The organism is Sphingomonas sp. NCPPB 2930 (assembly GCF_042867205.1).
Taxonomy (GTDB): Bacteria; Pseudomonadota; Alphaproteobacteria; order Sphingomonadales; family Sphingomonadaceae; genus Sphingomonas.
On sequence record NZ_JBHZQU010000012.1, the window covers coordinates 57523 to 82074 of the forward strand.

Consider the following 24552-nt stretch of genomic DNA (forward strand, 5'->3'; position numbering starts at 1 on the left):
GGATGCTTGTTTCGTCAGGGGGATATGTGTATAGAATGCGGCATTCTCTTACATCGTCGGGTGAAAGAGGCTGCGGGACGGGTTCCGCGGCAGCGCACCGGCACATCTGGAGCTTTCATGGCGGAAATCGCCCTTCTGACGCAACTCATCGAACCCGAGGCGAAAGCGCTCGGCTTCGAGCTCGTGCGCGTGAAGATGTATGGCGGCACGTCGGACCCCACGCTGCAGGTGATGGCCGAGCGTCCCGACACGCGCCAGCTGAACATCGACGACTGCGCCGACCTGTCGCGCCGCATCTCGGACGTGATGGACGCGCTGGAGGCCGAGGGCCGCGACCCGATCGACCATGCGTACCGGCTGGAGGTGTCCTCGCCCGGTATCGACCGCCCGCTGACCCGGCTGAAGGACTTCGCCGACTGGGCGGGGCATGAGGCGCGGATCACGCTCGCCGAGAAGCTGAACGGCCGCAAACAGTTCAAGGGCGACCTGAACGGGGTCGAGGGCGAGACGGTGGCGATCACCGATGCCGAGGGGGTTCGCCACGAACTGCCCTTCGCCGCGATCGAGGACGCCAAGCTCGTCATGACCGACCGGCTGATCGCCGCGACGGTGCCGCTGTCCCTGGATGGCGCGGAAGAGGTTTATTATCAGGACGCGCCCGAACAGGACGGCGCCACCACGGAAGGACGGCACTGATGGCTACCGCCATTTCCGCCAACAAGGCGGAACTGATCGCGATCGCGAATGCGGTCGCCTCGGAAAAGATGATCGACAAGGGCATCGTCATCGAGGCGATGGAGGACGCGATCCAGCGCGCCGCCCGCGCCCGTTACGGTGCCGAGAACGACATCCGCGCCAAGCTCGACCCGAATTCGGGCGACCTGCGCCTGTGGCGCGTCGTCGAGGTGGTCGAGCAGGTCGACGATTATTACAAGCAGATCGACCTGAAGGGGGCCGAGAAGCTGCAAAAGGGCGCGAGCGTCGGCGACTTCATCGTCGATCCGCTGCCTCCGATCGAATTCGGCCGCATCGCGGCGCAGGCGGCCAAGCAGGTCATCTTCCAGAAAGTCCGCGACGCCGAGCGCGACCGTCAGTATGACGAGTTCAAGGATCGCCAGGGCGAGATCATCACCGGCGTCGTCAAGCGCGTCGAGTTCGGTCACATCGTCGTCGACCTGGGCCGCGCCGAGGGCGTGATCCGTCGCGACCAGCAGATCCCGCGCGAAGTCGTCCGCGTGAACGACCGCATCCGCTCGCTGATCCTGAACGTGCGCCGCGAGAATCGCGGGCCGCAGATCTTCCTGTCCCGCGCACACCCCGACTTCATGAAGAAGCTGTTCGCGCAGGAAGTGCCCGAAATCTATGACGGCATCATCGAGATCAAGGCCGCCGCGCGCGATCCGGGCAGCCGCGCCAAGATCGGCGTGATTTCGCACGACTCGAGCATCGACCCGGTCGGCGCCTGCGTCGGCATGAAGGGCAGCCGCGTCCAGGCCGTCGTGCAGGAAATGCAGGGCGAGAAGATCGACATCATCCCCTGGTCGCCCGACACCGCGACCTTCGTGGTCAACGCGCTTCAGCCCGCGAATGTCAGCCGCGTCGTGATCGACGAGGAAGAGGACCGGATCGAGGTCGTCGTCCCCGACGATCAGCTCAGCCTCGCCATCGGCCGTCGCGGCCAGAATGTCCGCCTCGCCAGCCAGCTGACCGCCAAGGCGATCGACATCCTGACCGAGGCCGACGCGTCCGAGAAGCGCCAGAAGGAATTCGTGGCCAACTCCGAGATGTTCCAGAACGAACTGGACGTGGACGAGACGCTGGCCCAGCTGCTGGTCGCCGAAGGCTTCGGCGCGCTGGAAGAGGTCGCCTATGTCGAGCTGGACGAGCTGGCCGCGATCGAGGGCTTTGACGAGGATCTCGCGCAGGAGCTGCAAAGCCGTGCGCAGGAAGCGCTGGACCGCCGCGAACAGGCCGCCCGCGACGAGCGTCGTGGCCTGGGCGTCGAGGACGCGCTGGCCGAAATGCCCTATCTGACCGAGGCGATGCTGGTCACGCTGGGCAAGGCGGGCATCAAGACGCTCGACGATCTCGCCGACCTGGCGACCGACGAGCTGGTCGAGAAGAAGCGCGCCGAGCCGCGTCGTCGCGGCGACGATACCCCGCGTGCCGCGCCCAAGGGCGGCATTCTGGCCGAGTACGGCCTGAGCGACGAGCAGGGCAATGAGATCATCATGGCCGCGCGCGCGCACTGGTTCGGCGACGAGGACGAGCCCGCCGTCGAGGCGGCGCAGGCGGAGGGCGACGAAGCCTGATGCCGTTCGTCTCGATCCGTCTGGCGGGCACCGCCTCCAAGCAGCAAAAGGCCGAGATCGTCGCCGACGTGACTCGTTCGCTGGTGGAGCGGCTGGGCAAGAACCCGGCCGCCGTCCAGATCGTGATCGAGGAGGTCTCCACCGAAAATTACGGCGCGGGCGGTCAGCTGATCGCCGACCGTGATGCGCCCACCACCAAACCCCCGGGAGACGCGCATGCGGAACCGGGACAATGAGCGCGGTGGCGTAAACGACACTCCGGCCAAGAAGGGCCGGAGCCCCAGAGACGCCGCGAAGGCGGCCCGCGAGTCGATCGACGGGCCGGTCCGCCGCTGCATCCTGTCGGGCGAGCATGATGCGCGCCCGCACCTGATCCGTCTGGCGCTGGCGCCCGACGGGCGGGTGCTGCCCGATGTCCGTGCGAAAGCGCCGGGGCGGGGCGGCTGGATCGGCGTGACCCGTAGCGAGCTGGAAGCCGCGATGGCGAAGGGGCGGTTGAAGGGGGCACTGGCGCGCGCGTTCAAGACGGGCGAGTTTGCGATCCCCGACGACCTGCCCGCGCTGATCACCGCCGCGCTGGAGCGCAATGCGCTCGACCGGCTGGGACTCGAGTCGCGCTCGGGGATGCTGCTGACCGGATCGGACAAGATCGCGACGGCGGCGCGCTCGGGACAGCTGCACGCGCTCTATCACGCCGCGGATGCGGGCGAGGATGGCTGTCGCAAGCTGGCGCAGGCGTGGCGCGTCGGATCGGACCGTGAAGGTTCCGATCTGAAGGGGTTGGCGTTGCCCGCCACACGCCCCATATTGTCATTGGCGTTGGGCCGCGAAAATGTGGTACACATCGGCCTGACAGATCGTAACGCGGCAAAGCGGGTGAGCGAAGCGCTCGACCGCTGGCTGCATTTTATCGGACCCGACCCTGTGGCAACGCCTTGCGAAACGGCCTCGCAAGGCGCATCGGCGTCCGACCTTACTGGTGACCGACCGGCCGTGACCGTACACGAGGATTTTGAGTGAGCGAGACCGACAACGACAAGCCGAAACTCGGAATGCGCCAGCCCCTGGGGCTGAAGCGCACGGTCGAGACCGGCAAGGTGAAGCAGAGCTTCAGCCACGGCCGCTCGAACACCGTGATCGTCGAGACGAAGCGCCGTCGCGTCCTGGGCCCGCAGGGGGGAGCGCCGGAAACGGCCGCCCCCGCGCAGGCCCCCGAACCCGTGCCCGCAGCGCCCGTCGCCGCGGCGCCGGTCGCACCGCGTCGCCCGGTGCCGTCGAACGAGACGGCACAGGAGCGCCAGGCGCGCCTGCTGCGTGAAGCCGAGGAACAGCGCCTCGCCATGCAGGAAGAGATTCGTCGTCGCGAGGACGCCGAGCGTCAGCAGCGCGCCGAGGACGAGCGTGCGCGGGCCGAAGAGCGCGCGCGTGCCGCCGCCGAGGCTGCCGCCGCCCCGCCGCCCGCGCCGGAACCGGCACCCGAGCCTGCGCCAGCGCCCGAGCCGACTCCGGCGCCCGCGCCTGTCGCTGCGGCGGAACCCGCCCCGGCTCCGGCCGCGCCGACCATCTCGGTCCAGCCGCGTCCCTTCCGCCCGGTCGAACGTCCGGTGATCCCGGCGCCGCAGCCCAAGGCGGAAGAGCCCAAGGTCGAGGCACCCGCCCCGGCACCGGCTCCGGCCCCGACGCCCGCCCCCGCTCCGGTGGCGGCGAAGCCTGCGCCTGCGCCCGCCCCGGTGGTGCCGACGCCGCCGATCCTGGGTCGCGATCCCTCGATGCCTGCGCCGCGCCGCTTCTCGCCGGTGCAGCGCCCCGAGATTCCGAAGCCCGCGCCCAAGCCCGCGCCTGCGCCCGCCGCAGCCGCGACTCCGGCCGCCAGCGCGCCGACCAACACCACCGCCTCCGCTCCGTCGGGTGGCGCACCGCGTTCGATGCCCTCGGGCCAGCCGACGCCGCGCAACGCGCCTCCGGGCCGTCCGCAGCAGCGCGACCGCAAGGGCGATGAGCGTCGCGGCGGCAAGCTGACCGTCAACCGCGCGCTGAACGAGGACGGCGCCCGCGCCCGCTCGCTCGCCGCGCTGAAGCGTGCCCGCGAGAAGGAAAAGCGTGGCTTTGGCGGCCCGCGCGAGCCGCAGGTCAAGCAGGTCCGCGACGTGCAGGTGCCCGAGGCGATCACTGTCCAGGAACTGGCCAATCGTATGGCCGAAAAGGGCGCGGATCTGGTCAAGGCGCTGTTCAAGATGGGCATGCCCGTCACGATGACGCAGACCATCGACCAGGATACGGCCGAGCTGCTGGTGACCGAATTCGGCCACAACATCGTCCGCGTCTCCGACAGCGACATCGATCTGGCGCTCGACACCAGCGAGGATGCGGCCGAAAGCCTGCAGCCGCGCCCGCCGGTCGTGACGATCATGGGCCATGTCGACCATGGCAAGACCTCGCTGCTCGACGCGCTTCGCGGCACCGACGTGGTGCGCGGTGAGGCCGGTGGCATCACCCAGCATATCGGCGCCTATCAGGTCACGCTGAAGGACAAGTCGAAGATCACCTTCCTCGACACGCCGGGCCACGAGGCCTTCACCCAGATGCGCGCGCGCGGTGCCGACGTCACGGATATCGTGGTGCTGGTGGTCGCGGCCGATGACGGGCTGATGCCGCAGACGATCGAGGCGATCAACCACACCAAGGCGGCGGGCAAGCCGATGATCGTGGCGATCAACAAGATCGACAAGCACGACGCCAATGCCCAGCGCGTCCGCGAACGCCTGCTCGAACATGACGTGCAGGTCGAGGACATGGGCGGCGAGACCCAGGACGTCGAGGTGTCGGCGCTCAAGAAGATCGGTCTGGATACGCTGATCGAGAAGATCCAGCTTCAGGCCGAACTGCTCGAACTGGCCGCCAACCCGGACCGCGCCGCCGAGGGCAGCGTGGTCGAGGCCAAGCTCGACAAGGGGCGTGGTCCGGTCGCGACCGTGCTGGTCACGCGCGGCACGCTGAAGGTCGGCGACGTGTTCGTCGTCGGCGCCGAAAGCGGCAAGGTCCGTGCGCTGGTCGACGACAAGGGCCGTCAGGTGAAGGAAGCGGGTCCGGCGATGCCGGTCGAGGTGCTCGGCCTGTCGGGCGTGCCGCAGGCGGGCGATCTCCTCCAGGTCGTCGAGAACGAGGCCCGCGCCCGCGAGGTCGCCGAATATCGCCAGAGCGTGCTGCTCCAGAAGCGCACCACCTCGGCCCCGGCCAGCCTGGAGTCGATGTTCTCGGCGCTGAAGGCGAACCAGGCCAAGGAATATCCGCTGGTCGTCAAGGCGGATACGCAGGGCACCGTCGAGGCGATCGTGGCGTCGATCAACAAGATCGCGTCCGACCTCATCAAGGCGCGCATCCTGCACTCGGGCGTCGGTGGCATCACCGAGTCGGACGTGACGCTCGCCGCCGCCAGCGGTGCGCCGATCATCGGCTTCAACGTCCGTGCGAACGCCAAGGCGCGCGAGATCGCCGAGCGGAACAAGGTGGCGCTTAAGTACTATGACGTCATCTATGACCTGATCGACGAAATCCGCGCGGGCATGGCGGGTGAGCTGGGCCCCGAGGCGTTCGAAACGGTCGTCGGCCGCGCCGAAATCCGCGAGGTCTTCTCGGCGGGCAAGATCGGCAAGGCTGCCGGTCTGCTGGTCACCGAGGGTGTCATCCGCAAGGCGCTCAAGGCGCGCATCACGCGCAACGACGTCATCATCTACCAGGGCGAGATCAACTCGCTCCGCCGGTTCAAGGACGATGTCGCCGAGGTTCGCGCTGGCCTGGAATGTGGTGTGACGTTCACGCAGAACTTCACCGACATCAAGGCGGGCGACTATCTCGAAACCTTCGAGGTCGAACTGCGCGAGCGTTCGCTCTGATGCGGGCGGGGTGGTGGGATCGCTCCTGCCGCCCGCCTTTGCCGGACATGATCGCGGTCGCCTGCCCGGCGGCCGCGATTTCCGTTTGAAGAAGAACTATCATGGTCCAAGCCAAGAACCCCGCCGAACCCTCGGTCCGCCTGCTCCGCGTCGGCGAGCAGGTGCGCCACATCCTCTCCGAAATCCTGGCGCGCGGCGACGTGCATGACGAGACGCTCGCCAAGCATATGGTCAGCGTGACCGAGGTGCGCATGTCCCCCGACCTGCGCCACGCGACCGTCTTCGTGAAGCCGCTGCTCGGCAAGGACGAGGAGGTGGTGATCAAGGCGCTGCGCACGAACACCGCCTATCTCCAGCGCGAGGTCGCGCACCGGGTGAAGATGAAATATGCCGCCAAGCTGAAGTTCCTGGCGGACGAGAGCTTCGACGAGGGAAGCCATATCGACTCGCTCCTGCGCTCGCCGAAGGTCGCGCGCGATCTGGAGGAGGGGGACGAGGGCTAAAGGACCCTCGCTGCGTTCAGCCTGAGCGAAGTCGAAGGCCAAGGGAAAAGGTTCGCGCAGAGGCGCGGAGGGCGCAGAGAAGAAGCGCCCCACGTTCAAACGTCGCCCCACCCCGGCGAAGGCCGGGGCCCAGTCTCCCTGTCGTAGATGGCGCGTTGCGCCGGGGCGGGGGAGGCAAACGTCCTGCGCCGCCGCCCGTCCATGGCAACTGGACCCCGGCCTTCGCCGGGGTGAAAGCGTTTGGGGAAATCCCCCTCTGCGTCCTCCGCGCCTCTGCGTGAACCTCCATCAGCCGGAACGGCCTAATCCCGCCCCGGCACCAGATCGGCATCGATCGTAATCGTCACCTGTCGCCCGACGATCAGCGGATAGGCGGTCATCCCGAAATCCCGCCGGTCGATCCGCGTCGACGCTGCGATATGCACCGGCTCGCGGCCGGTCATCGCGGCGAAGTCGCGTGAGAAGTCGACCGCCAGTGTCGCCGGACGGGTGACGCCGCGCGCGGTGATCGTCCCTGCGACCTGCGCGCTATGCGGTCCGGTCCGGGTCATGGTCGAGCCATGGAAGATCACGCGGGGGTATCGCTCGACATCGAAGAAATCGGGCCCGCGCAGGCGGGACCGGGTCAGCGAATCCCCCGCCTCCAGCGCCTGCGCATCGATCCGCACGTCCAGCGTCACCGCTTGCGCATCCCGGTCCGACAGGGCGACGCGACCCTCCAGCCGGGGAAAACGCGCCGTCTTGCTGCCCAGGCCGAAAAAGCCGACCTTTGCCTGCACGCGCGCATGGGCGGGGTCGATGCCATAGGCGAGCGAGCCGGGCGCGGTTGCCGATCCGGCGCCACCCATCAACATGGCCGCCACTGCCATCGCCATTCGCGTGCCAACCCACATGTCGGTTCGTCCCATGCTCGAAATGGCGGCTCCCTTCCGATAAGGGCGGCGCATGGCCAAGCTCTATTTCTACTATGCCAGCATGAATGCCGGGAAATCGACCATGCTGCTGCAGGCCGATTTCAACTATCGCGAGCGGGGGATGAACACGATGCTGTTCACCGCCGCGATCGACGATCGCTTCGCTTATGGCACCATCGCCTCGCGAATCGGCCTGTCGCAGCCCGCGACGCCGTTCCAGGCGACCACCGATCTGGAGGCCTGCGCGCTCGACCGGCACGGACGGACGCCGCTGGCCTGTATCCTGGTCGACGAGGCGCAGTTCCTGACGCCCGAACAGGTCGATCAACTGGCCCGCTTGGCCGACCGGCACCGGATTCCCGTGCTCTGCTATGGCCTGAGGACCGATTTCAAGGGCCAACTCTTCCCCGGCTCGGCGCGGTTGCTGGCGCTGGCCGACACGCTCAGCGAGATCAAGTCGGTGTGCGTCTGCGGCGCCAAGGCGACGATGAACCTGCGCGTAGATGGCCAGGGCCAGGCGATCGCCGAGGGCGCGCAGACCGAGATCGGCGGCAATGACCGCTACATCGCCTTGTGCCGCCGCCATTTCGGCGAGGCGCTGGCGGGCGGCACGGTGCTTGAGGCGCCGTCCTTGAGATAGGGGCCAAGCCCGACTAACGCCCGTCCGATGCACGGATGGATCATACTCGACAAGCCGCTGGGGCTCGGCTCGACGCAAGGGGTGAGCGCGGTCAAGCGCGTGCTGCGCCAGGGCGGCTATGGCAAGGGGATCAAGGTCGGCCATGGCGGCACGCTCGACCCGCTGGCGACCGGCGTGCTGCCGATCGCGGTGGGCGAGGCGACGAAGCTCGCCGGGCGGATGCTGGACAGCGACAAGGTGTACGACTTCACCATCCGCTTCGGCGCGCAGACCTCGACGCTGGATGCCGAGGGCGAGGTGGTCGCCGAGAGCGATGTCCGCCCGACTCGCGCGGCGCTGGAGGCGGTGTTGCCGCGCTTCACCGGCCCGATCGAGCAGGTGCCCCCCGCCTATTCCGCGCTGAAGGTGGATGGCGAGCGCGCCTATGACCTGGCGCGGGCCGGGGAAGAGGTGGTGCTGGCGAGTCGCAGTGTGACGATTCATTCGCTTCAATCCTCCCCAAGCTCGCTTGGGGAGGGGGACCATCGCGCCAGCGATGGTGGAGGGGCGGGACGGACCGGCGATGCCCCTCCACCACGCCCTGCGGGCGCGGTCCCCCTCCCCGAGCAAGCTCAGGGAGGATTGGAAGACATCACCCTCACCGCGCATGTCTCCAAGGGCACCTATATCCGCTCCCTCGCCCGTGACATCGCGCTGGCGCTGGGCACGGTCGGCCATGTCACCATGCTCCGTCGGATCAAGGCGGGGCCGTTCACCCTGGCCTCGGCGATATCGCTGGACAAATTGAACGAAATGGGGCAGGCGCGCGGGCTTGAAGAGATACTCCTGCCGCTGAGGGCGGGGCTGGACGACATCCCGGCTCTCGCGCTCGACCCCGACCAGGCAGGGGCGCTCCGTCAGGGGCGTGTGCTGGTCGGGATTGCCGCTGACGATGGCCAATATTTCGCGATGCTGGGCGACCGCCCGGTGGCGCTGGTGGAGGCGCTGGACGGGGACGTCCGGGTCGTGCGCGGTTTCAACCTCGATTAAGAAAGGATCACGATGTCGATCACCGCTGAACGCCGCCAGGAAATCATCAAGGATCATGCCCGCGCCGAGGGTGACACGGGTTCGCCCGAAGTCCAGGTCGCGATCCTGACCGAGCGGATCCAGAACCTGACCGGGCACTTCAAGACCCATGCGAAGGACAATCATTCGCGTCGCGGTCTGCTGATGCTGGTCAACAAGCGTCGCTCGCTGCTCGACTATCTGCGTCACAAGGATGGCGACCGCTATCTGGCGCTGATCGCCAAGCTCGGCCTGCGCAAGTAAGACGCGGGGCGCGCCAAGCGACCAAAAAGGGCACTCCCATCAGGGGGTGCCCTTTTTTTATCGGCTGGTGTATGAAGCACCGGGCCGACCGGATGCCGCAAGGGCGCATCCCCAAAGCCTCTATGTCATCAAACCCGACGATAGGGTCGGGCAGGATCGGAGGATCGGCAATTCGGTCGACCTCCAGAGCCAATCTTGGCTCAACCCATAGGCCCCGGCGGGATAGGCCCGTCGGAGTGAAGGATATTCCATGTTCAATACCAAGAAAGTGGCCATCGAGTGGGGCGGCAAGACGCTGACCCTCGAAACCGGCAAGGTGGCCCGTCAGGCCGACGGCGCGGTGATCGCGACGCTGGGCGAGACGGTGGTGCTGTGCGCCGTGACGGCTGCGAAGAATGTGAAGGAAGGCCAGGATTTCTTCCCGCTGACCGTTCACTATCAGGAGAAGTTCTCGTCGGCGGGCCGCATCCCCGGCGGTTTCTTCAAGCGCGAACGCGGTGCGACCGAGCGTGAGACGCTGATCAGCCGCCTGATCGATCGTCCGATCCGCCCGCTGTTCCCCGAAGGTTTCTACAACGAGATCAACTGCATCTGCCAGGTGCTCTCGTACGACGGCGAGAATGAGCCCGACATCCTGGCGCTGGTCGCCGCGTCGGCCGCGCTCACCATCTCGGGCGTGCCCTTCATGGGCCCGATCGGCGCGGCGCGCGTCGGCTATGTCGATGGCGAGTATCAGCTGAACCCGACCGACGCCGAGGCGCTGGCCGGTGACCTGGATCTGGTCGTCGCCGCCACCCACAATGCGGTGATGATGGTCGAGTCGGAAGCCAAGGAGCTCTCCGAAGAGGTCATGCTGGGCGCGGTTATGTTCGCGCACAAGGCGTCGCAGCAGATCATCGACGCGATCATCGATCTCGCCGAGCAGGCCGCCAAGGACCCGTGGGAACTGAAGGTCGGCGACGACCAGAAGACCGTGAAGGCCGAGCTGAAGAAGCTGGTCGGCAAGGACATCACTGCCGCCTACAAGCTGACCGACAAGCAGCAGCGCCAGACCGCGCTGGGCGAGGCCCGCGCCAAGGCGAAGGCCGCCATGGCCGAGCGCACCCCGCAGGAGCAGCTGGTCGCCGCCAAGCTCGTCAAGAAGCTGGAAGCCGAGATCGTCCGCACCGCGATCCTGAAGGACGGCCGCCGCATCGACGGGCGCTCGACCACGCAGATCCGTCCGATCGAGGCCGAGGTCCACTTCCTGCCGCGTTCGCACGGCTCGGCGCTGTTCACGCGCGGCGAGACCCAGACGATCGCGACCACGACGCTGGGCACCAAGGATGCCGAGCAGATGATCGACGGTCTGAACGGCCTGTCCTACCAGCACTTCATGCTGCACTATAACTTCCCGCCCTATTCGGTCGGCGAAGTGGGCCGCTTCGGCGCGCCGGGTCGTCGCGAGATCGGCCATGGCAAGCTGGCATGGCGCGCGCTGCACCCGGTGCTGCCGTCGAAGGAAGAATTCCCCTACACCATCCGCGTGACCAGCGACATCACCGAGTCGAACGGCTCGTCGTCGATGGCCACCGTCTGCGGCGGCTCGCTGTCGCTGATGGATGCGGGCGTGCCGCTGAAGCGTCCGGTCTCGGGCATCGCCATGGGCCTGATCCTGGAAGGCAAGGACTTCGCCGTCCTGTCCGACATCCTGGGTGACGAGGATCACCTGGGCGACATGGACTTCAAGGTGGCCGGCACCTCCGAGGGCATCACCTCGCTCCAGATGGACATCAAGATCGCCGGTATCACCGAAGAGATCATGAAGGTCGCGCTGGCGCAGGCCAAGGAAGGCCGCGCGCATATCCTGGCCGAGATGAACAAGGCGCTGGGCGAGACCCGCACCGAGCTGTCGGCCCATGCCCCGCGCATCGAGACGATGACGATCGACAAGTCGAAGATCCGCGACGTGATCGGCACCGGCGGCAAGGTGATCCGCGAGATCGTCGCGACGACCGGCGCCAAGGTCGACATCGACGACGAGGGCGTGATCAAGATCAGCTCGTCCGACTCCGCGCAGATCGAAGCCGCGATGAACTGGATCAAGGGAATCGTCGAAGAGGCCGAGGTCGGCAAGATCTACAACGGCAAGGTCGTCAACCTGGTCGACTTCGGTGCGTTCGTGAACTTCATGGGCGGCAAGGACGGTCTGGTCCACGTCTCGGAGATCAAGAACGAGCGCGTCGAGAAGGTCTCGGACGTCCTGAGCGAAGGCCAGGAAGTCAAGGTCAAGGTCCTCGAGATCGATCCGCGCGGCAAGGTCCGCCTGTCGATGCGCGTCGTCGACCAGGAAACCGGTGCCGAGTTGGAGGACAATCGTCCGGCGCGCGAACCGCGCGGCGAGCGTGGTGACCGTGGTCCGCGCGGCGACCGTGAAGGCGGTCGCGGTCCGCGTCGCGATGGCGGCGACCGTGGCGGCGAAGGCCGCAGCGGTCCGCGTCGCGACCGTGGCGACCGTCCCCGTCGCGAAGGCGGCGAGCAGGGCGGTTCGTCCGAATTCGCCGCTCCGGCCTTCCTGACCGGCGATCGCGACTGATCCTTTGCCATCAGGCAGGAAAAGGGCTCGGGGGAAACCCCGGGCCCTTTTTCGTTGGGGCGAATGCGGGTGGGTGATTCCCTTGGCCTTCGACTTCGCTCAGGCTGAACGGATTTTCGTGTCCAGACCCATTCCCGAACGCCGTTCAGCCTGAGCGAAGTCGAAGGCCACGCCCCGACCCCCGCCGCGTGCGTTCCGGAGTCAAGATTCCCGTGCGAAAGTCAGCCCGCTACCACCACCCCGACGAACGCCGGGGGAATACCACAGGGGCGCCGGACCTGGCCCGCGCGAGGGCGGTCAGGCCGGGTCCTTGGCCCCCTCATGCGCGCTATAGCCCAGCCGGGCATGGCCCTGCACCGGCCCCGTCACATCGGCGACCAGATAGAGCGGGCGCCGCTTCGATTCGATATAGAGCCGCCCCAGATATTCGCCGATCATGCCCAGCACGAACATCTGCACCGCACCCAGGATGACGGTGACGAGCATGGTCGAGGTCCAGCCCTGTACCGCCGAGCCGGTCAGCCAGCCGATCGCGATATAGACCAGCAGCAACAGCGACGCCGCCGTCAGCGCTAGGCCGATATGGCTGGCCCAGCGCAACGGCGCGGTCGAGAAGCCCGTCACCGCGTCGAAGGCCAGCGCGATCATCTTGCCCAGCGGATAATGGGTCTCGCCCGCATGACGCTCGGCGCGGTCATAGGGGAAGGGGACCTGGCGGAAGCCGACCCAGGCGACCATGCCGCGAATGAAGCGCGCCTGTTCGGGCAGCGACTGCAACGCGTCGAGCGCACGGCGGCTCATCAGGCGGAAATCGCCGGTGTCGAGCGGGATCGGCGTGTCGGTCAGCCGGTCGAGCATCCGGTAGAAGATCGCCGCCGTCGCCTTCTTGAACAGCGTTTCCCCGGCGCGCTTGCGGCGCACCGCATAGACCACGTCCGCCCCCTGCGCCGCCATGGTCGCGCGCATGTCGGTGAGGAGTTCGGGCGGGTCTTGAAGATCGGCGTCGATGATCAGGATCTGCTCGCCCGAACACAGGTCGAGGCCCGCGGTCAGCGCGAGCTGGTGGCCGTGGTTGCGCGACAGGTTGATGGCGACCAGATGCGGGTCGGCGGCGGCTAGGCGCTGCATCACCGGCCAGCTGTCGTCGCGCGAGCCGTCGTTGATCAGGACGATCTCGTAATCCTCGCCCACGGCCGCGCGCGCCGCGCCCGAGATGCGCGCGTGCAGCACGTCCAGACAGGCGGCTTCGTTATAGCAGGGGACGACGACGGACAGGGCAGGGCGCTTCATGACGCCGCCGGTTTAGCGGCGTCGAGCGCGTCCGTCACCCATTCACGACCAGCTTCACCAAACGACCCGGCACCAGCGCTTGTTCCGAATCGAGCCCGTTCAGCGTCACGAACCGCTCGCGCTTGTAATCGGGAAAGGCCATGCGCGCCGACAGGCTGTCGATCGTGTCGCCCTGGCGGACGGTGACGATGCTGATCTTCTTGCCGCGAATGGCGTTGGCCTCGGCGGTCGAGAGCGGCGCGACCGAGGCGAGCAGCGGCTGGAACGGCCCGATGCCCGAGCCCGCCGGCGTGACCAGCGTGAAGGTATAGGTCGCGGCGGGGAAGCGATAGGCGACCACCGTCGCATCGACCGCGCGGTTGTTGGCGGCGGCGCGGGTCGTGACGTAGGCATAGGGGATGCCGTTGGCGGTCCCGTTCTGCAACTGGCCCGAGGGGGTGCCGGTGCCGAGCTGGCCGAAGCGCTGCGCGATCGCCTGGGAAAGGTCGCTGCCCTGGCCCAGACGCATCTCGGCCTGGCCGCCCTGACCGGCGATGGTCACCGCATCGCTGCCATTGGCGATGGCATAGCCGGTGGGCGCGGTGAATTTCAGCTTCAGGCCGGGATGGCGAAAGCTCTGGCCGTCGACGATGCCTTCCTTGGGATCGTCGCCATAGGGCAGGCCGTCGAGCATCCGCAGGAAGGCGGTGTCCTGCGGCGGGGTGGTTTCGGGGCGGCCGGTTTGCTGTGCAAGCGAAGCGGCGCGGCGGACGCGGTCGGCACTGTTGGGATGGGTCGAGGCCCAGGTGGGGATGGCGTTGGCGTCGCGGCCCGCCGTGCGCGCAGCAAGGTTGCTCGACGCGGCCAGCGAGGCGAGCATGTCGGCCGAGGCATAGGGATCATATCCGGCGGCGGTCATGTAGCGGATGCCGAGGCCATCGGCCTGATATTCCTGATCGCGGCCATATTTCAGCGTGTAGAGCTGTGCGCCGGTGCCCACCAGCTGGGTGGCGATATTGCTGCCCGTCAGCAGCCCCGCGCCCGCCGCCAGGATCGAGCCGATGGTCGAGCGGGTGTTGCGGCTCTGAGAATGGCGCGCGGCGACATGGCCGACCTCATGGCCCAGCACCGAGGCGAGCTCGGCCTCGGAATTCATCAGCGCGAGCAGCTGGCGGGTGACATAGATATAGCCGCCGGGAATGGCGAAGGCGTTCTCGACCGGCGAGTTCAGCGTCGTCACGACGAAATCGCCCTGCGCGTTGGACAGGCCGGACTGGACCGCGACGCGCTTGCCGACCCGCTCGACGAACGCGGCCTGCGGGCCGGTGTAGCGGCCGCCATATTGCTTCACGAGTTCCGGGTTGGCCTGTGCCCCCTGCGCCTTGTCCGAGGCGGAGATCGACCGGGTCTGCTGGGCGACGACGGGGGCCGCGACGAGCGCGAGCATGGCGGCGGCGGTGACGAAACGCATGTTAAGGCTCCCCTGTTTGGGGTCTCCAAAGCGCAGGCGCGCCGGGGGTTCCAGCTTTTTGTTACGCTGGCGTCATCTGGGTGTCAGGAAATCCAATGCCGCATTGTTCGCCGGCGAAGGCCGGGGTCCAGTTTCCTGGCGGCTTAGGAGGCGCGAAACGATGCGGGGGAGGCATCCGCCCAGCACCTCGATCGTGCACCGCAACTGGGCCCCGGCCTTTGCTGGGGAACAGAGAAGATTTGGTTCGCGCGGAGGCGCGGAGACGCGGAGGTGCTTCGCCCGGCCCAAGCGGCATCCATTCCCAACCAAGCGACTTCGTCTTCCGGACGAGAGGGCCCGTGCCGGATCGGCGGAGCCAGACACCTCCGCGTCTCCGCGTCTCCGCGCCTCCGCGCGAACTTAAACCCGCTCGACCGAACTCACCACATCGGCCGCCCGCAAGGCGGCGATCAGGCGCATCAGGTGTTGCAGGTCATGCACCTCGACATCGATCAGGTTCGTGTGGAAGCGCGTGTCGCGGGTATCCAGCCGGACGTTGATGATGTTCGCCTTATGCTGGCCGATGATCGTCGCCAGGATGCCCAGCGCGCCGGGTTCGTTCTTGACCATCACCGAGATGCGCGCGGTCGCGCCCTCGCTGTCGTCGCCCCAGGATACGTCGACCCAGTCGGTTTCCTCGTCGGTCCGGTCGGCCAGCTCGGCGAGGACCGGGCACTGGATGGCGTGCACCTCGATCCCCGCATCCGGCCGCCGCAGCCCGACGATGCGGTCGCCCGGCACCGGGTGGCAGCATTGCGCCAGGTCATAGGCGACGCCGGGCGTCAGCCCCTTGATCGAAATCGCGCTCGACTGCGGCGGCAGCGCGGCGACGTCGGCGCCCGCCGAGCCCGGCATCAGCGCCTCCATCACCGCAGCATCCGACACGGTCCGCCGGGCGATCGCGATCATCAGATGCGCCTCGTCGGGCATCTTCAGCCGTTGCAGCGCATGGGTCAGCGCGTCCGCGCCGATCTGGGCAGGCAGGCGGCGGACGATATCCTCGTACAGCTTGGTGCCCAGCGTCACCTGCTCGGCGCGTTCGGCATGGCGCAGATGGCGGCGGATCGCGGCCAGCGCCTTGCCGGTGATCGCCAGGTTCAGCCAGTTCGCCTGCGGCGTCTGTCCGGCCGAGCGCAGAATCTGCACCTGGTCGCCATTGGAGATGACGGTCGACAGCGGCACCACCCGCCCGTTCAGCTTGGCCCCCACCGCCTGGTCGCCCAGATCGGTGTGCACGGCATAGGCGAAGTCGATCGGCGTCGCGCCCTTGGGCAGCTGGATCAGCTCGCCCTTGGGCGTGAAGGCGAAGATGCGATCCTGGTACATCGCCATCTTCGTATGCTCGATCAGCTCTTCGGGGCTGTCCGAGGTGTCGAGGATTTCGACCAGGTCGCGAATCCAGCTCACCTGCGCGTCGTGGCGGGTCGCCTGTTTATAGGTCCAGTGCGCCGCCAGGCCGAAATCGGCCTCGGCATGCATTTCGGGGGTGCGGATCTGGATCTCGATCCGCGCATTGTCGGCATGGATGACGCTGGTATGGAGCGAGCGGTATCCGTTGCGCTTGGGCGTCGAGATATAGTCCTTGAACCGCCCCGGCACCATCGGCCAGCGGCGATGGATCAGCCCCAGCGCGCGGTAGCAATCCTCCTCGGTCGGCACGATCGCGCGGAACGCCATGACGTCGGACAGCTGCTCGAAGCTGATGTGCCGCTCGTTCATCTTGCGGAAGATCGAGAAGGCGGACTTCTCGCGCCCCGTCACCTCGGCCTCCACCCCGCCGCGCGACATCAGCAGCTTCAGCCCGGAGGCGATCTTGGCGATCCGGTCGCCGCCGCCTTCCTTCATTTGCGCCAGGCGAAGCGTGATCGACTCATACGCCTCGGGCTCGAGCTGCTGGAAGGAGAGCATCTGCATCTCCTTCATGAACTCGTACATGCCGATCCGCTCGGCGAGCGGGGCGTAGATGTCCATCGTCTCCTTCGCGATGCGGCGGCGCTTCTCCGGCTTCGCGATGTGATGGAGCGTGCGCATATTGTGGAGACGATCGGCCAGCTTCACCAAAAGGACGCGGATATCGTCCGACATGGCGAGCAGGAACTTGCGCAGATTCTCGGCGGCGCGCTCGCTCTCGGTCTGCGCCTCGATCTTGGACAGCTTGGTGACGCCGTCGACCAGCCGCGCGACATTGGGACCGAACAGCCGTTCGATCTCGTCATAGGTGGCGACCGTGTCCTCGATCGTGTCGTGCAGGATGGCGGTGGCGATCGTCTCGTCATCCAGATGCAGGTCGGTCAGGATGCCGGCCACCTCGATCGGATGGCTGAAATAGGGATCGCCCGAGGCACGTTTCTGGCTGCCATGCGCCTTCATCGAGAAGACGTAAGCGCGGTTCAGCAGCGCCTCATCGGCCTGGGGGTCATAGTCGAGCACGCGGTCGACGAGTTCATACTGGCGGAGCACGAGATCAGATTTGCGTGGGTGGGATGACCATTGCAACATTTTTGATGCGATCAGGGTGATCGAGGTCTTCTCAAGCCCCTTTCTTTTTCGAGCCCCTCTCCCGGCAGGGGGAGGGGTTGGGGAGGGGCAAGAGCCACGGGGGCTGGTCTCTGTGAGACCCCGTGCCCTCCCCCATCCCCTCCCGCCTGCGGGAGGGGAGCGGCTAGAGGAGAGCTTTGGGCCACGGGAATCACCCCGCCATCGCCTCCGCCGCCAGAGCCTCCGCCTCGATCAGCAGGTCGTCGTCCGCACTCCCCGTCGCCACCTTCTCGCGCCCGATCAGCACCAGCACCGGCACGGCGAGCGGGCTCACCCGCTCCAGATCGACATGCAGCATCGTGCCGCCCGCCCGGTCGAGCAGATTCGCCAGCCTTCCCACATCGGTCATCCGCGCCCGCGCATCGTCCCACGCCGCCTGGAGCAGCAGATGGCCGGGCTCGTACTTGCGCAGCACGTCGTAGATCAGGTCGGTCGAGAAGGTCACCTGCCGCCCGGTCTTGCGCTTGCCGGGATGCTGGCGGTCGACCAGCCCGCCGATCACCGCCACCTCGCGAAAGGCGCGCTTGAGCAGGTGCGATTGCTGGACCCAGTCGACGAACTCGTTCTCGAGAATGTCGGGGGAGAAGAGGCTGGCCGGATCGGTCACCTTCTCCAGTCCGTAACAGGCCAGCGCATAGTCGCTGGCGACGAAGCCCAGCGGTTTCAGCCCCTGTGCCTCCATCCGCCGGGTGATCAGCATCCCCAGCGACTGGTGCGCGTTCCACCCCTCGAAGCTATAGGCGACCATGTAATGCCGCCCCTCGCGCGGGAAGGTCTCGACCAGCAACTGGCCAGGGCGGGGCAGGACCGAGCGGCGATCCTGCATCTCCAGCCAGGCATGCACGTCCGCCGGGAAGCGATCCCACTCGCCCCGATCGGCCAGGAATGCGCGCACCCGGTCGGCCAGGCTGGTCGACAGCGGCATCCGGCTGCCGCCATAGGTCGGGATGCGCGCAGGGCGGGAGGTGGCGCGGACGATCAGGTCCTCGCCGTCGATCGATTCCACCTCCAGGCTCAACCCGGCGAAGAAGAAGGTGTCGCCCGGCGCCAGGGTCGCGGCGAAGCCTTCCTCCACCCGGCCGAGCTGGCGGCCGTTGCGGAAGCGGACCTTCAGCATCGTCGCTTCCACGATGATCCCGGCGTTCAGGCGGTGCTGCGCGACGAATTGCGGATGGGTGACGCGCCACGTCCCGTCCGGCTGCTGGACCAGCCGCTTGAACCGATCATAGGCGCGCAAGGCATAGCCGCCATCCGCGATGAAGCGCAGCACCCGGTCGAACGTCTCGTCGTCCAACGCCGAATAGGGCATGGCCGAGCGGATTTCGCCCAGCAGCGCGCCTTGCTCGAACGGTGCTGCACAGGCGCAGGCCATGACATGCTGCGCCAGCACGTCGAGCGCGCCGGGGCGGAAGAGGTCGGGGTCCAGCTCGCCCGCCTCCACCGCGTCGAGCGCGGCGCGCGCCTCCAGATATTCGAAGCGGTTGCCGGGGACGAGGATCGCGCGGCTCGATTCGTCCAGCCGGTGATTGGCGCGGCCGATCCGCTGGAGCAGGCGCGACGAGCCCTTGGGCGCGCCCATCTGGATCACGCAATCGACATCGCCCCAGTCGACGCCCAGGTCGAGGCTGGCGGTCGCGACCAGCGCGCGGAGTTGCCCGTCGGCCATCGCCGCCTCGACCTTCTGGCGGGCTTCCAGGGAGAGCGAGCCGTGGTGGACGCCGATCGGCAGGCTCTTATCGTTCGCCTTCCACAGATCCTGGAAGATCAGCTCGGCCAGGCTGCGCGTGTTGCAGAAGACGATGGTGGTGCGGTTCGCCTCGATGACGCGCATGACCTGCGCGGCGGCATAGCGGCCCGAATGGCCCGCCCAGGGAATGCGGTCCTCGGGCAGCAGGATCGCTATGTCCGGCGGCGCGCCGGGCTCGCCGGTGACCAAGCCAACCGCGTCGATATCGCCATCGGGTGCGAGCCAGGCGCGATAGCCGTCGGGGTCCGCCACGGTCGCCGACAGCGCGACCCGTCGCAGATCAGGTGACAGCCGCTGCAACCGCGCCATGCACAAGGAAAGCAGGTCGCCCCGCTTGCCAGTGGCGAAGGCGTGGACCTCGTCCATCACGATGGTCTTGAGGCCCGCGAACATGGTCGCGGCATCGGGATAGCTGAGCAGCAGCGACAGCGATTCGGGCGTCGTCAGCAGGATGTGCGGCGGCTTCACCCGTTGCCGCGCCTTCTTGTCCGACGAGGTGTCGCCGGTCCGCGTCTCGACCCGGATGTCGAGGCCCATCTCCTCGATCGGGGTCACGAGGTTGCGGCGAATGTCGACCGCCAGCGCCTTGAGCGGCGAGACGTAGAGGGTGTGCAGCCCCTCGCTCGGCTGTTCGATCAGCTCGGTCAGCGTCGGCAGGAACCCCGCCAGCGTCTTGCCCGCGCCCGTGGTGGCGACCAGCAGCGCGTGGCGGCCTGCGCGGGCTTCCTCCAGCATCGCCAGCTGATGGGTGCGCGGGTGCCAGCCCTTGGCGGCGAACCAGTCGGTCAGGGGGGAGGCAAGGGAACCGGGGAGCATCCCGAAGGATATAGGTATCATGGTCAAGCTCGGCGACTGGATACAGCCCCATAAACACGGGATTTACGTGGCACCCGCCGATGTGTGGGTGGACCCGTCCGAGCCGGAGGCCAAGGCGCTGGTGACGCACGGCCATGCCGACCATGCGCGCGGCGGGCACGGCACGGTCTGGGCGACGCCCGAGACGCTGGCGATCATGGAAGCCCGCTATGGCCCACAGAACGGCGTCGAGGTCGCCTATGGCGAGACGATCCGGCTAGGTGAGGTGGAGGTCGGCTTCGTGCCCGCAGGGCATGTGCTGGGATCGGCGCAGATCGTGCTCGACTATCGGGGCGAGCGGGTGGTGGTGTCGGGCGATTACAAGCGCCGCGCCGACCCGACCTGTGCGGCCTTCGAGCCGGTGAAATGCGACGTCTTCGTCACCGAGGCGACCTTCGCGCTGCCCGTCTTTCGTCATCCCGAGACGGGCGACGAGATCGACAAGCTGATCGCGCGGCTCCACGCCAATCCGACCCGCTGCGTGCTGGTCGGCGCCTATGCGCTGGGCAAGGCGCAACGGGTGATCGCCGAACTCCGCGAGCGGGGGCATGAGGCGCCCATCTATCTCCATGGTGCGCTGGCGCGGCTATGTGCGCTCTATCAGGAGTTAGGCGTCGATCTGGGCGAGCTTCGCATGGTGGCCGACACGCCCAAGGCGGAGATGGCCGGGCATGTGGTCATGTGCCCGCCCGGCGCGCTCAACGATCGCTGGTCGCGGCGGTTGCCCGATCCGATCACCGCCATGGCCAGCGGCTGGATGCGGGTGCGCCAGCGCGCGCGGCAGAAGAATGTCGAGCTGCCGCTGATCCTGTCCGATCATGCCGATTGGGACGAACTGACCCGGACGCTGACCGAGATCGCCCCGCGTGAGGTGTGGGTGACGCATGGGCGCGAGGAGGCTCTGGTCCACTGGTGCGAGACGCGTCAGATGAAGGCGCGGGCCCTGGCGCTGGTGGGGTTCGAGGATGAGGATGATTGAGGGGGCGGGGCGTGGCCTTCGACTTCGCTCAGGCTGAACGGAGATTTGTCCCTTAACCCCGTTCAGGCTGAGCGAAGTCGAAGCCCAAGCGAATCCCTCACACCAAGGCCAAGGGCCGCGCCGGTTCCGCCACCACCGACCCCGGCACCGCGAACACGCCCTTCTTCGCCAACCGCTCGCCCGGCCGGACCTTGGCCGTCTCCATCGCCAGCCACGGCGCCAGCAGCAGCCCCAGCGTCACCGGCGACAGCCACGCGCCCAGCACCGGGTTCAGGAACGACACCCCCAGGAACACCACGCCCAGCGCCAGATGCCAGCGATAGCGCGGCATCGCATCCGCCGCCGCCAGCCCGTCGCGCACCCGGCTCTGCGGGTTCCAGCCCGATGGCTTGCCGCGCATGATGTTGATGAGGTCGATCGTCTGGGTCAGCGCGATGCCCGGCGCGGTCAGGATCGACAGCGGCACGTCGAGCGCCACCGACGCCAGGATCGCGCGCGCGCCGCCATAGCTGGCCCGGCGTTCGCGGTCGGCCATCGCCCAGACGATACTCAGCAGCTTCGGCCCGAACAGCAGGATCAGCGTCACGACCAGCACCCGCGCCGACGTCACCGCGCGCACCGTCGCGGCATCGTCGGACAGGCTCTGCGCGATCGAGGTGGCGATCAGGATCAGCCAGGCGGGCGAGGTCAGATAGGCCGAGGCGCCGATCAACAGCTGCAACCGGCTGATCCAGTGGAAACCGCTCGCGCCCAGCAGCTTCAGATGCTGGGTATTGCCCTGTGCCCAGCGCCGGTCGCGCACCGCCTGGTCGATCAGCGTGGGGGGATATTCCTCGAAACTGTCCTCGACCATCAGCATGTGCAGCCGCCAGCCGCGCCGCCGCAGCAGTGCGGCCTCGACCATGTCGTGGCTCATGATCGTGCCGCCGAAGGGCGGGCGTCCGGGCAGGTCGGGCAGGCCGCAACTCTCGGCAAAGGCGCGGATGCGGATCAGCGCGTTATGCCCCCAGAAGGTCGATTCGGACCCCGACCACCAGACCAGCCCGGCGGTCGAGATCGGGCCGTAGAACCGGCTGGCGAACTGCATCCAGCGCTGGAAGAAGGTCGTCGCGCCGATGATCATCGGCACGGTCTGGAGAAGCGCGATCGAGGGGCGCTGCTCCATGATCTGCGCCATGCCGACGATCGTGTCGCCGCCCATCAGGCTGTCGGCATCGAGCATCAGCATGAAGTCATAGGCCGCCCCCTGGTTGCGGATCCAGTCGGCGACGTTGCCGGGCTTGCGCCCGACATTCTCGGTCCGGCGGCGATAATAGAGCGGCACCGCCAGCCAGGGGGCGAGCTTTTCCCAGGCGGCGCGCTCCTCGGCCTCGGCGGCTTCGCCCGAATCGGACAGGACGAAGAAGGCGAAACGGTCGGCCGCCCCCGCCCGGTCGATCATGACGGCCATGCGCGCGATCCGGTCGAACACCGCATCGACATCCTCATTGTGCACCGGCACCAGCACCGCCGTCCGCGCGGTCGGCGGCGCGGCCCCCTTGGGCGCGGGGGTGATGCCCGGATGCGCGCGCGAGATCAGCAGGACGAAGCCGATCGCCGCCGTCACGAAGCCGAACGAGATCCAGGCGAACAGCGGAAAGAACAGCAGCAGCAACAGCCCGTCGAGCAGGTTCAGCCCGTCGCTGAGCAGCGCCTCCTTCACCGAGGCCGAGGCGGCGGTCGCCAGCAACCCGGTCAGCAGCACCAGCAGGAGGCGGCGGGTCAATATGTCGTCGGGCGCCAGATTGACCCCGGCGCGCGGCTCGGGCGCGGAATGCGGCGGCGGCGGGCCATCGAAACGCTGCACCGCCATGGTCAGCGGTGCGGGCGGCGGCATGATGGCGCGCGGATGGGTCACGGCAGGAAGACCGGGGCGAGCACCGTCTCGGTCAGCGCCCTGGTCCCGCGCTTCAGGAACAGGCGGACATCGGCCGGGCCCTGACCTTCGGGCGCGATGTCGGCGGTGACGCGCCAGCGATTGGGCTGCCCCACCACCGGATAGGCGGCCTGGGTCAGCAGCTTGCCGCGCGTGACCGAAATATCGGCCGTCACGCCGCTCTGCCGGTCGAGCCCGGCCAGCACGGGGCCGGTAAAGTCGACCACCAGCTTGCGCGCGCCCGGCGTCGGCTCCGCACCGGGCCGCCCGGCCGCGCCGGTCCACAGGTCGACCGCATGGGCGACGGCCGGGACGATGGTGGGATCGGTCGATCCCCAGCTCAGGCGATAGTCGAACTGCCGCTTCTGCCCCGCCTTGGGCGCATCGGCGGGGTTCCAGAAGGCGACGATATTGTCGACCGTCTCCGACGCGGTGGGAAAGGCATAGAGCATCACCTGGCCTCGGCCCCAATCGCCCTGCGGCTGGACCCACAGATTCGCGCGGCGGTCATAAAAGGCCCCGTCGTCCTGATAGTGATCGAAGTCCCGGTCGCGCTGGAGCAGACCGAAGCCGCGCGGATCGGTGTCGGCGAAGCTGTCGAGCGTCGGGCGCGGCGGATTGACCAAAGGCCGCCACAGCCGCTCGCCCGCGCCGGTCAGCAGCGCCAGGCCGTCCGAATCGTGGATTTCGGGCCGCCAGTCGCTGCCCGCCGCCCGGTTGCCCTCGCCATACCAGAACATGCTGGTCGCGGGCGCGATGCCCAGCCGCTCGACATCGCGGCGGAAGAACAGCACCGCCGACACGCGCTGTTCGACGCCCGCCGCGCCCTTTTGCGACTCGATCCGATAGGCCCCTGTGACGCTGGGCCCGTCGAGTAGAGCATGGACGGTATAGGCTTGCGCGCCGGTCCGCTCGATCCAGAAGTCGGTGAAGGCGGGAAATTCCTCGCGCCCGTCGATGCCGGTGTCGATCGCGATACCCCGCGCCGACAGGCCATATTGGTCCTGCCCGCCCGCCGTGCGGAAATAGGAGGCACCCTGAAAGGCCAGCCAGTCGCTCTTGCCGTCCGCCGTCATCGCGCGGAACCCGGCGATGCCCAGCGGCGGCGCATGGCCCGCTTCGGCGGTGAACAGCGCGGGCGAGAAGGGCACGGCGCGCGCCTGGCCGTTCGCGACGATGTTGATGCCGACCGGATTGGGGGCATAGCGGCCCAGCGGGAACAGGCGGATGCCGCCCGCCAGCGTGCGGTCGTCGCGATACCGGATCGTGCCCACCGCGTCATAGTCGATCGCCGCCGCCGCCTCGACCTTGGCCTGGGGGCGATAGGGCTGGCGGGCCAGTTCTTCCGCTCGCCTTTGCAGCGCGGCCCAGGAAAAGGGCTGGGGGGCGCCGGTCGCGCCGCCGGGGGCAAGCGCCTGGGCGGCGAGGCGTGGCGATACGCCCAGAATGGCGAGGGCCGCGACCAGTTCACGGCGATTGGCCTGCATCATCGGCTCGGCGTCTCCATCGGTGAATCCATCCGTCCCTCGCTGGCGGGACATGGCTCGTGGTGCAACGCAGCATGCGATGATCGGTTGCTCTGTTACTGTCG

The 24552-nt window shown here is 67.8% G+C and carries 18 protein-coding genes; 11 read left to right on the forward strand and 7 right to left on the reverse strand.

The genetic code is table 11. From position 1 onward, the window contains the following. Window positions 1-117 precede the first annotated feature (117 nt). The 6 genes from rimP (at window position 118) to rbfA (ending at window position 6708) form a co-directional block, all read left to right on the forward strand. Window positions 118-696 (forward strand): ribosome maturation protein RimP, encoded by a 579-nt coding sequence (gene rimP / locus ACFX59_RS13780; RefSeq protein ID WP_387432846.1) that lies wholly within the window; start codon window positions 118-120, stop codon window positions 694-696. After that, window positions 696-2312, forward strand: coding sequence for a transcription termination factor NusA (gene nusA / locus ACFX59_RS13785; protein WP_307102040.1), 1617 nt, complete (start codon window positions 696-698; stop codon window positions 2310-2312). The genes rimP and nusA overlap by 1 nt, the downstream gene beginning before the upstream one ends. Beyond that, window positions 2312-2548: a 4-oxalocrotonate tautomerase family protein gene (locus ACFX59_RS13790; RefSeq protein ID WP_307102042.1), complete on the forward strand. Its 237-nt coding sequence runs from the start codon at window positions 2312-2314 to the stop codon at window positions 2546-2548. The genes nusA and ACFX59_RS13790 overlap by 1 nt, the downstream gene beginning before the upstream one ends. Further along, window positions 2529-3332 carry a DUF448 domain-containing protein gene (locus ACFX59_RS13795; RefSeq protein ID WP_387432848.1) on the forward strand — a complete coding sequence of 268 codons (804 nt, stop codon included), beginning with the start codon at window positions 2529-2531 and terminating at the stop codon, window positions 3330-3332. Before ACFX59_RS13790 ends, ACFX59_RS13795 begins: the two co-directional genes overlap by 20 nt. Further along, a complete protein-coding gene (infB, locus tag ACFX59_RS13800) occupies window positions 3329-6205 on the forward strand; it encodes a translation initiation factor IF-2 (protein WP_387432850.1) in 2877 nt (958 codons plus the stop codon). Before ACFX59_RS13795 ends, infB begins: the two co-directional genes overlap by 4 nt. 101 nt (window positions 6206-6306) lie before the next feature. Beyond that, complete coding sequence (gene rbfA / locus ACFX59_RS13805; RefSeq protein WP_307102046.1) at window positions 6307-6708, forward strand: 30S ribosome-binding factor RbfA; 402 nt, start codon at window positions 6307-6309, stop codon at window positions 6706-6708. Between the two features lie 302 nt (window positions 6709-7010). On the opposite strand, the gene ACFX59_RS13810 is transcribed toward rbfA, so the two are convergent. After that, window positions 7011-7583: a YceI family protein gene (locus ACFX59_RS13810; protein WP_387432852.1), complete on the reverse strand. Its 573-nt coding sequence runs from the start codon at window positions 7581-7583 to the stop codon at window positions 7011-7013. Window positions 7584-7653: 70 nt separating this feature from the next. Here ACFX59_RS13810 and ACFX59_RS13815 point away from each other — a divergent pair, with 70 nt between their 5' ends. The 4 genes from ACFX59_RS13815 (at window position 7654) to pnp (ending at window position 12148) form a co-directional block, all read left to right on the forward strand. Beyond that, complete coding sequence (locus ACFX59_RS13815; RefSeq protein WP_307102050.1) at window positions 7654-8262, forward strand: thymidine kinase; 609 nt, start codon at window positions 7654-7656, stop codon at window positions 8260-8262. 27 nt (window positions 8263-8289) lie between these two features. Next, complete coding sequence (gene truB / locus ACFX59_RS13820) at window positions 8290-9291, forward strand: tRNA pseudouridine(55) synthase TruB (protein WP_387432854.1); 1002 nt, start codon at window positions 8290-8292, stop codon at window positions 9289-9291. Between the two features lie 12 nt (window positions 9292-9303). Beyond that, window positions 9304-9573 carry a 30S ribosomal protein S15 gene (gene rpsO, locus ACFX59_RS13825; protein ID WP_261268525.1) on the forward strand — a complete coding sequence of 90 codons (270 nt, stop codon included), beginning with the start codon at window positions 9304-9306 and terminating at the stop codon, window positions 9571-9573. Between the two features lie 250 nt (window positions 9574-9823). Continuing rightward, a complete protein-coding gene (gene pnp, locus ACFX59_RS13830) occupies window positions 9824-12148 on the forward strand; it encodes a polyribonucleotide nucleotidyltransferase (RefSeq protein ID WP_387432856.1) in 2325 nt (774 codons plus the stop codon). Between the two features lie 297 nt (window positions 12149-12445). Here the strand turns inward: pnp and ACFX59_RS13835 are convergent, their stop codons facing one another. The 4 genes from ACFX59_RS13835 to ACFX59_RS13850 form a co-directional block, all read right to left on the reverse strand. Then, complete coding sequence (locus ACFX59_RS13835) at window positions 12446-13438, reverse strand: glycosyltransferase family 2 protein (RefSeq protein WP_387432857.1); 993 nt, start codon at window positions 13436-13438, stop codon at window positions 12446-12448. A gap of 34 nt (window positions 13439-13472) precedes the next feature. After that, the gene (locus ACFX59_RS13840; protein WP_387432859.1) at window positions 13473-14888 is read right to left on the reverse strand and encodes a M48 family metalloprotease; all 1416 of its coding nucleotides are present in this window, start codon (window positions 14886-14888) and stop codon (window positions 13473-13475) included. A 399-nt stretch (window positions 14889-15287) separates the two neighbouring features. After that, window positions 15288-17387, reverse strand: coding sequence for a bifunctional (p)ppGpp synthetase/guanosine-3',5'-bis(diphosphate) 3'-pyrophosphohydrolase (locus ACFX59_RS13845; RefSeq protein ID WP_309691518.1), 2100 nt, complete (start codon window positions 17385-17387; stop codon window positions 15288-15290). A 229-nt stretch (window positions 17388-17616) separates the two neighbouring features. Further along, window positions 17617-20049, reverse strand: a complete 2433-nt coding sequence (locus ACFX59_RS13850; RefSeq protein ID WP_387432861.1) for a ligase-associated DNA damage response DEXH box helicase — start codon at window positions 20047-20049, stop codon at window positions 17617-17619. On the opposite strand from ACFX59_RS13850, the gene ACFX59_RS13855 reads away from it, so the two are divergent. Beyond that, entirely contained in the window at window positions 20048-21046 is a 999-nt protein-coding gene (locus tag ACFX59_RS13855; RefSeq protein ID WP_387432862.1) for a ligase-associated DNA damage response exonuclease, read from the forward strand. The genes ACFX59_RS13850 and ACFX59_RS13855 overlap by 2 nt on opposite strands. A 97-nt stretch (window positions 21047-21143) precedes the next feature. On the opposite strand, the gene mdoH is transcribed toward ACFX59_RS13855, so the two are convergent. Next, window positions 21144-22943 carry a glucans biosynthesis glucosyltransferase MdoH gene (gene mdoH, locus ACFX59_RS13860; RefSeq protein ID WP_387432864.1) on the reverse strand — a complete coding sequence of 600 codons (1800 nt, stop codon included), beginning with the start codon at window positions 22941-22943 and terminating at the stop codon, window positions 21144-21146. Then, complete coding sequence (locus ACFX59_RS13865; protein WP_387432865.1) at window positions 22940-24451, reverse strand: glucan biosynthesis protein; 1512 nt, start codon at window positions 24449-24451, stop codon at window positions 22940-22942. Before ACFX59_RS13865 ends, mdoH begins: the two co-directional genes overlap by 4 nt. Window positions 24452-24552: the final 101 nt, after the last annotated feature.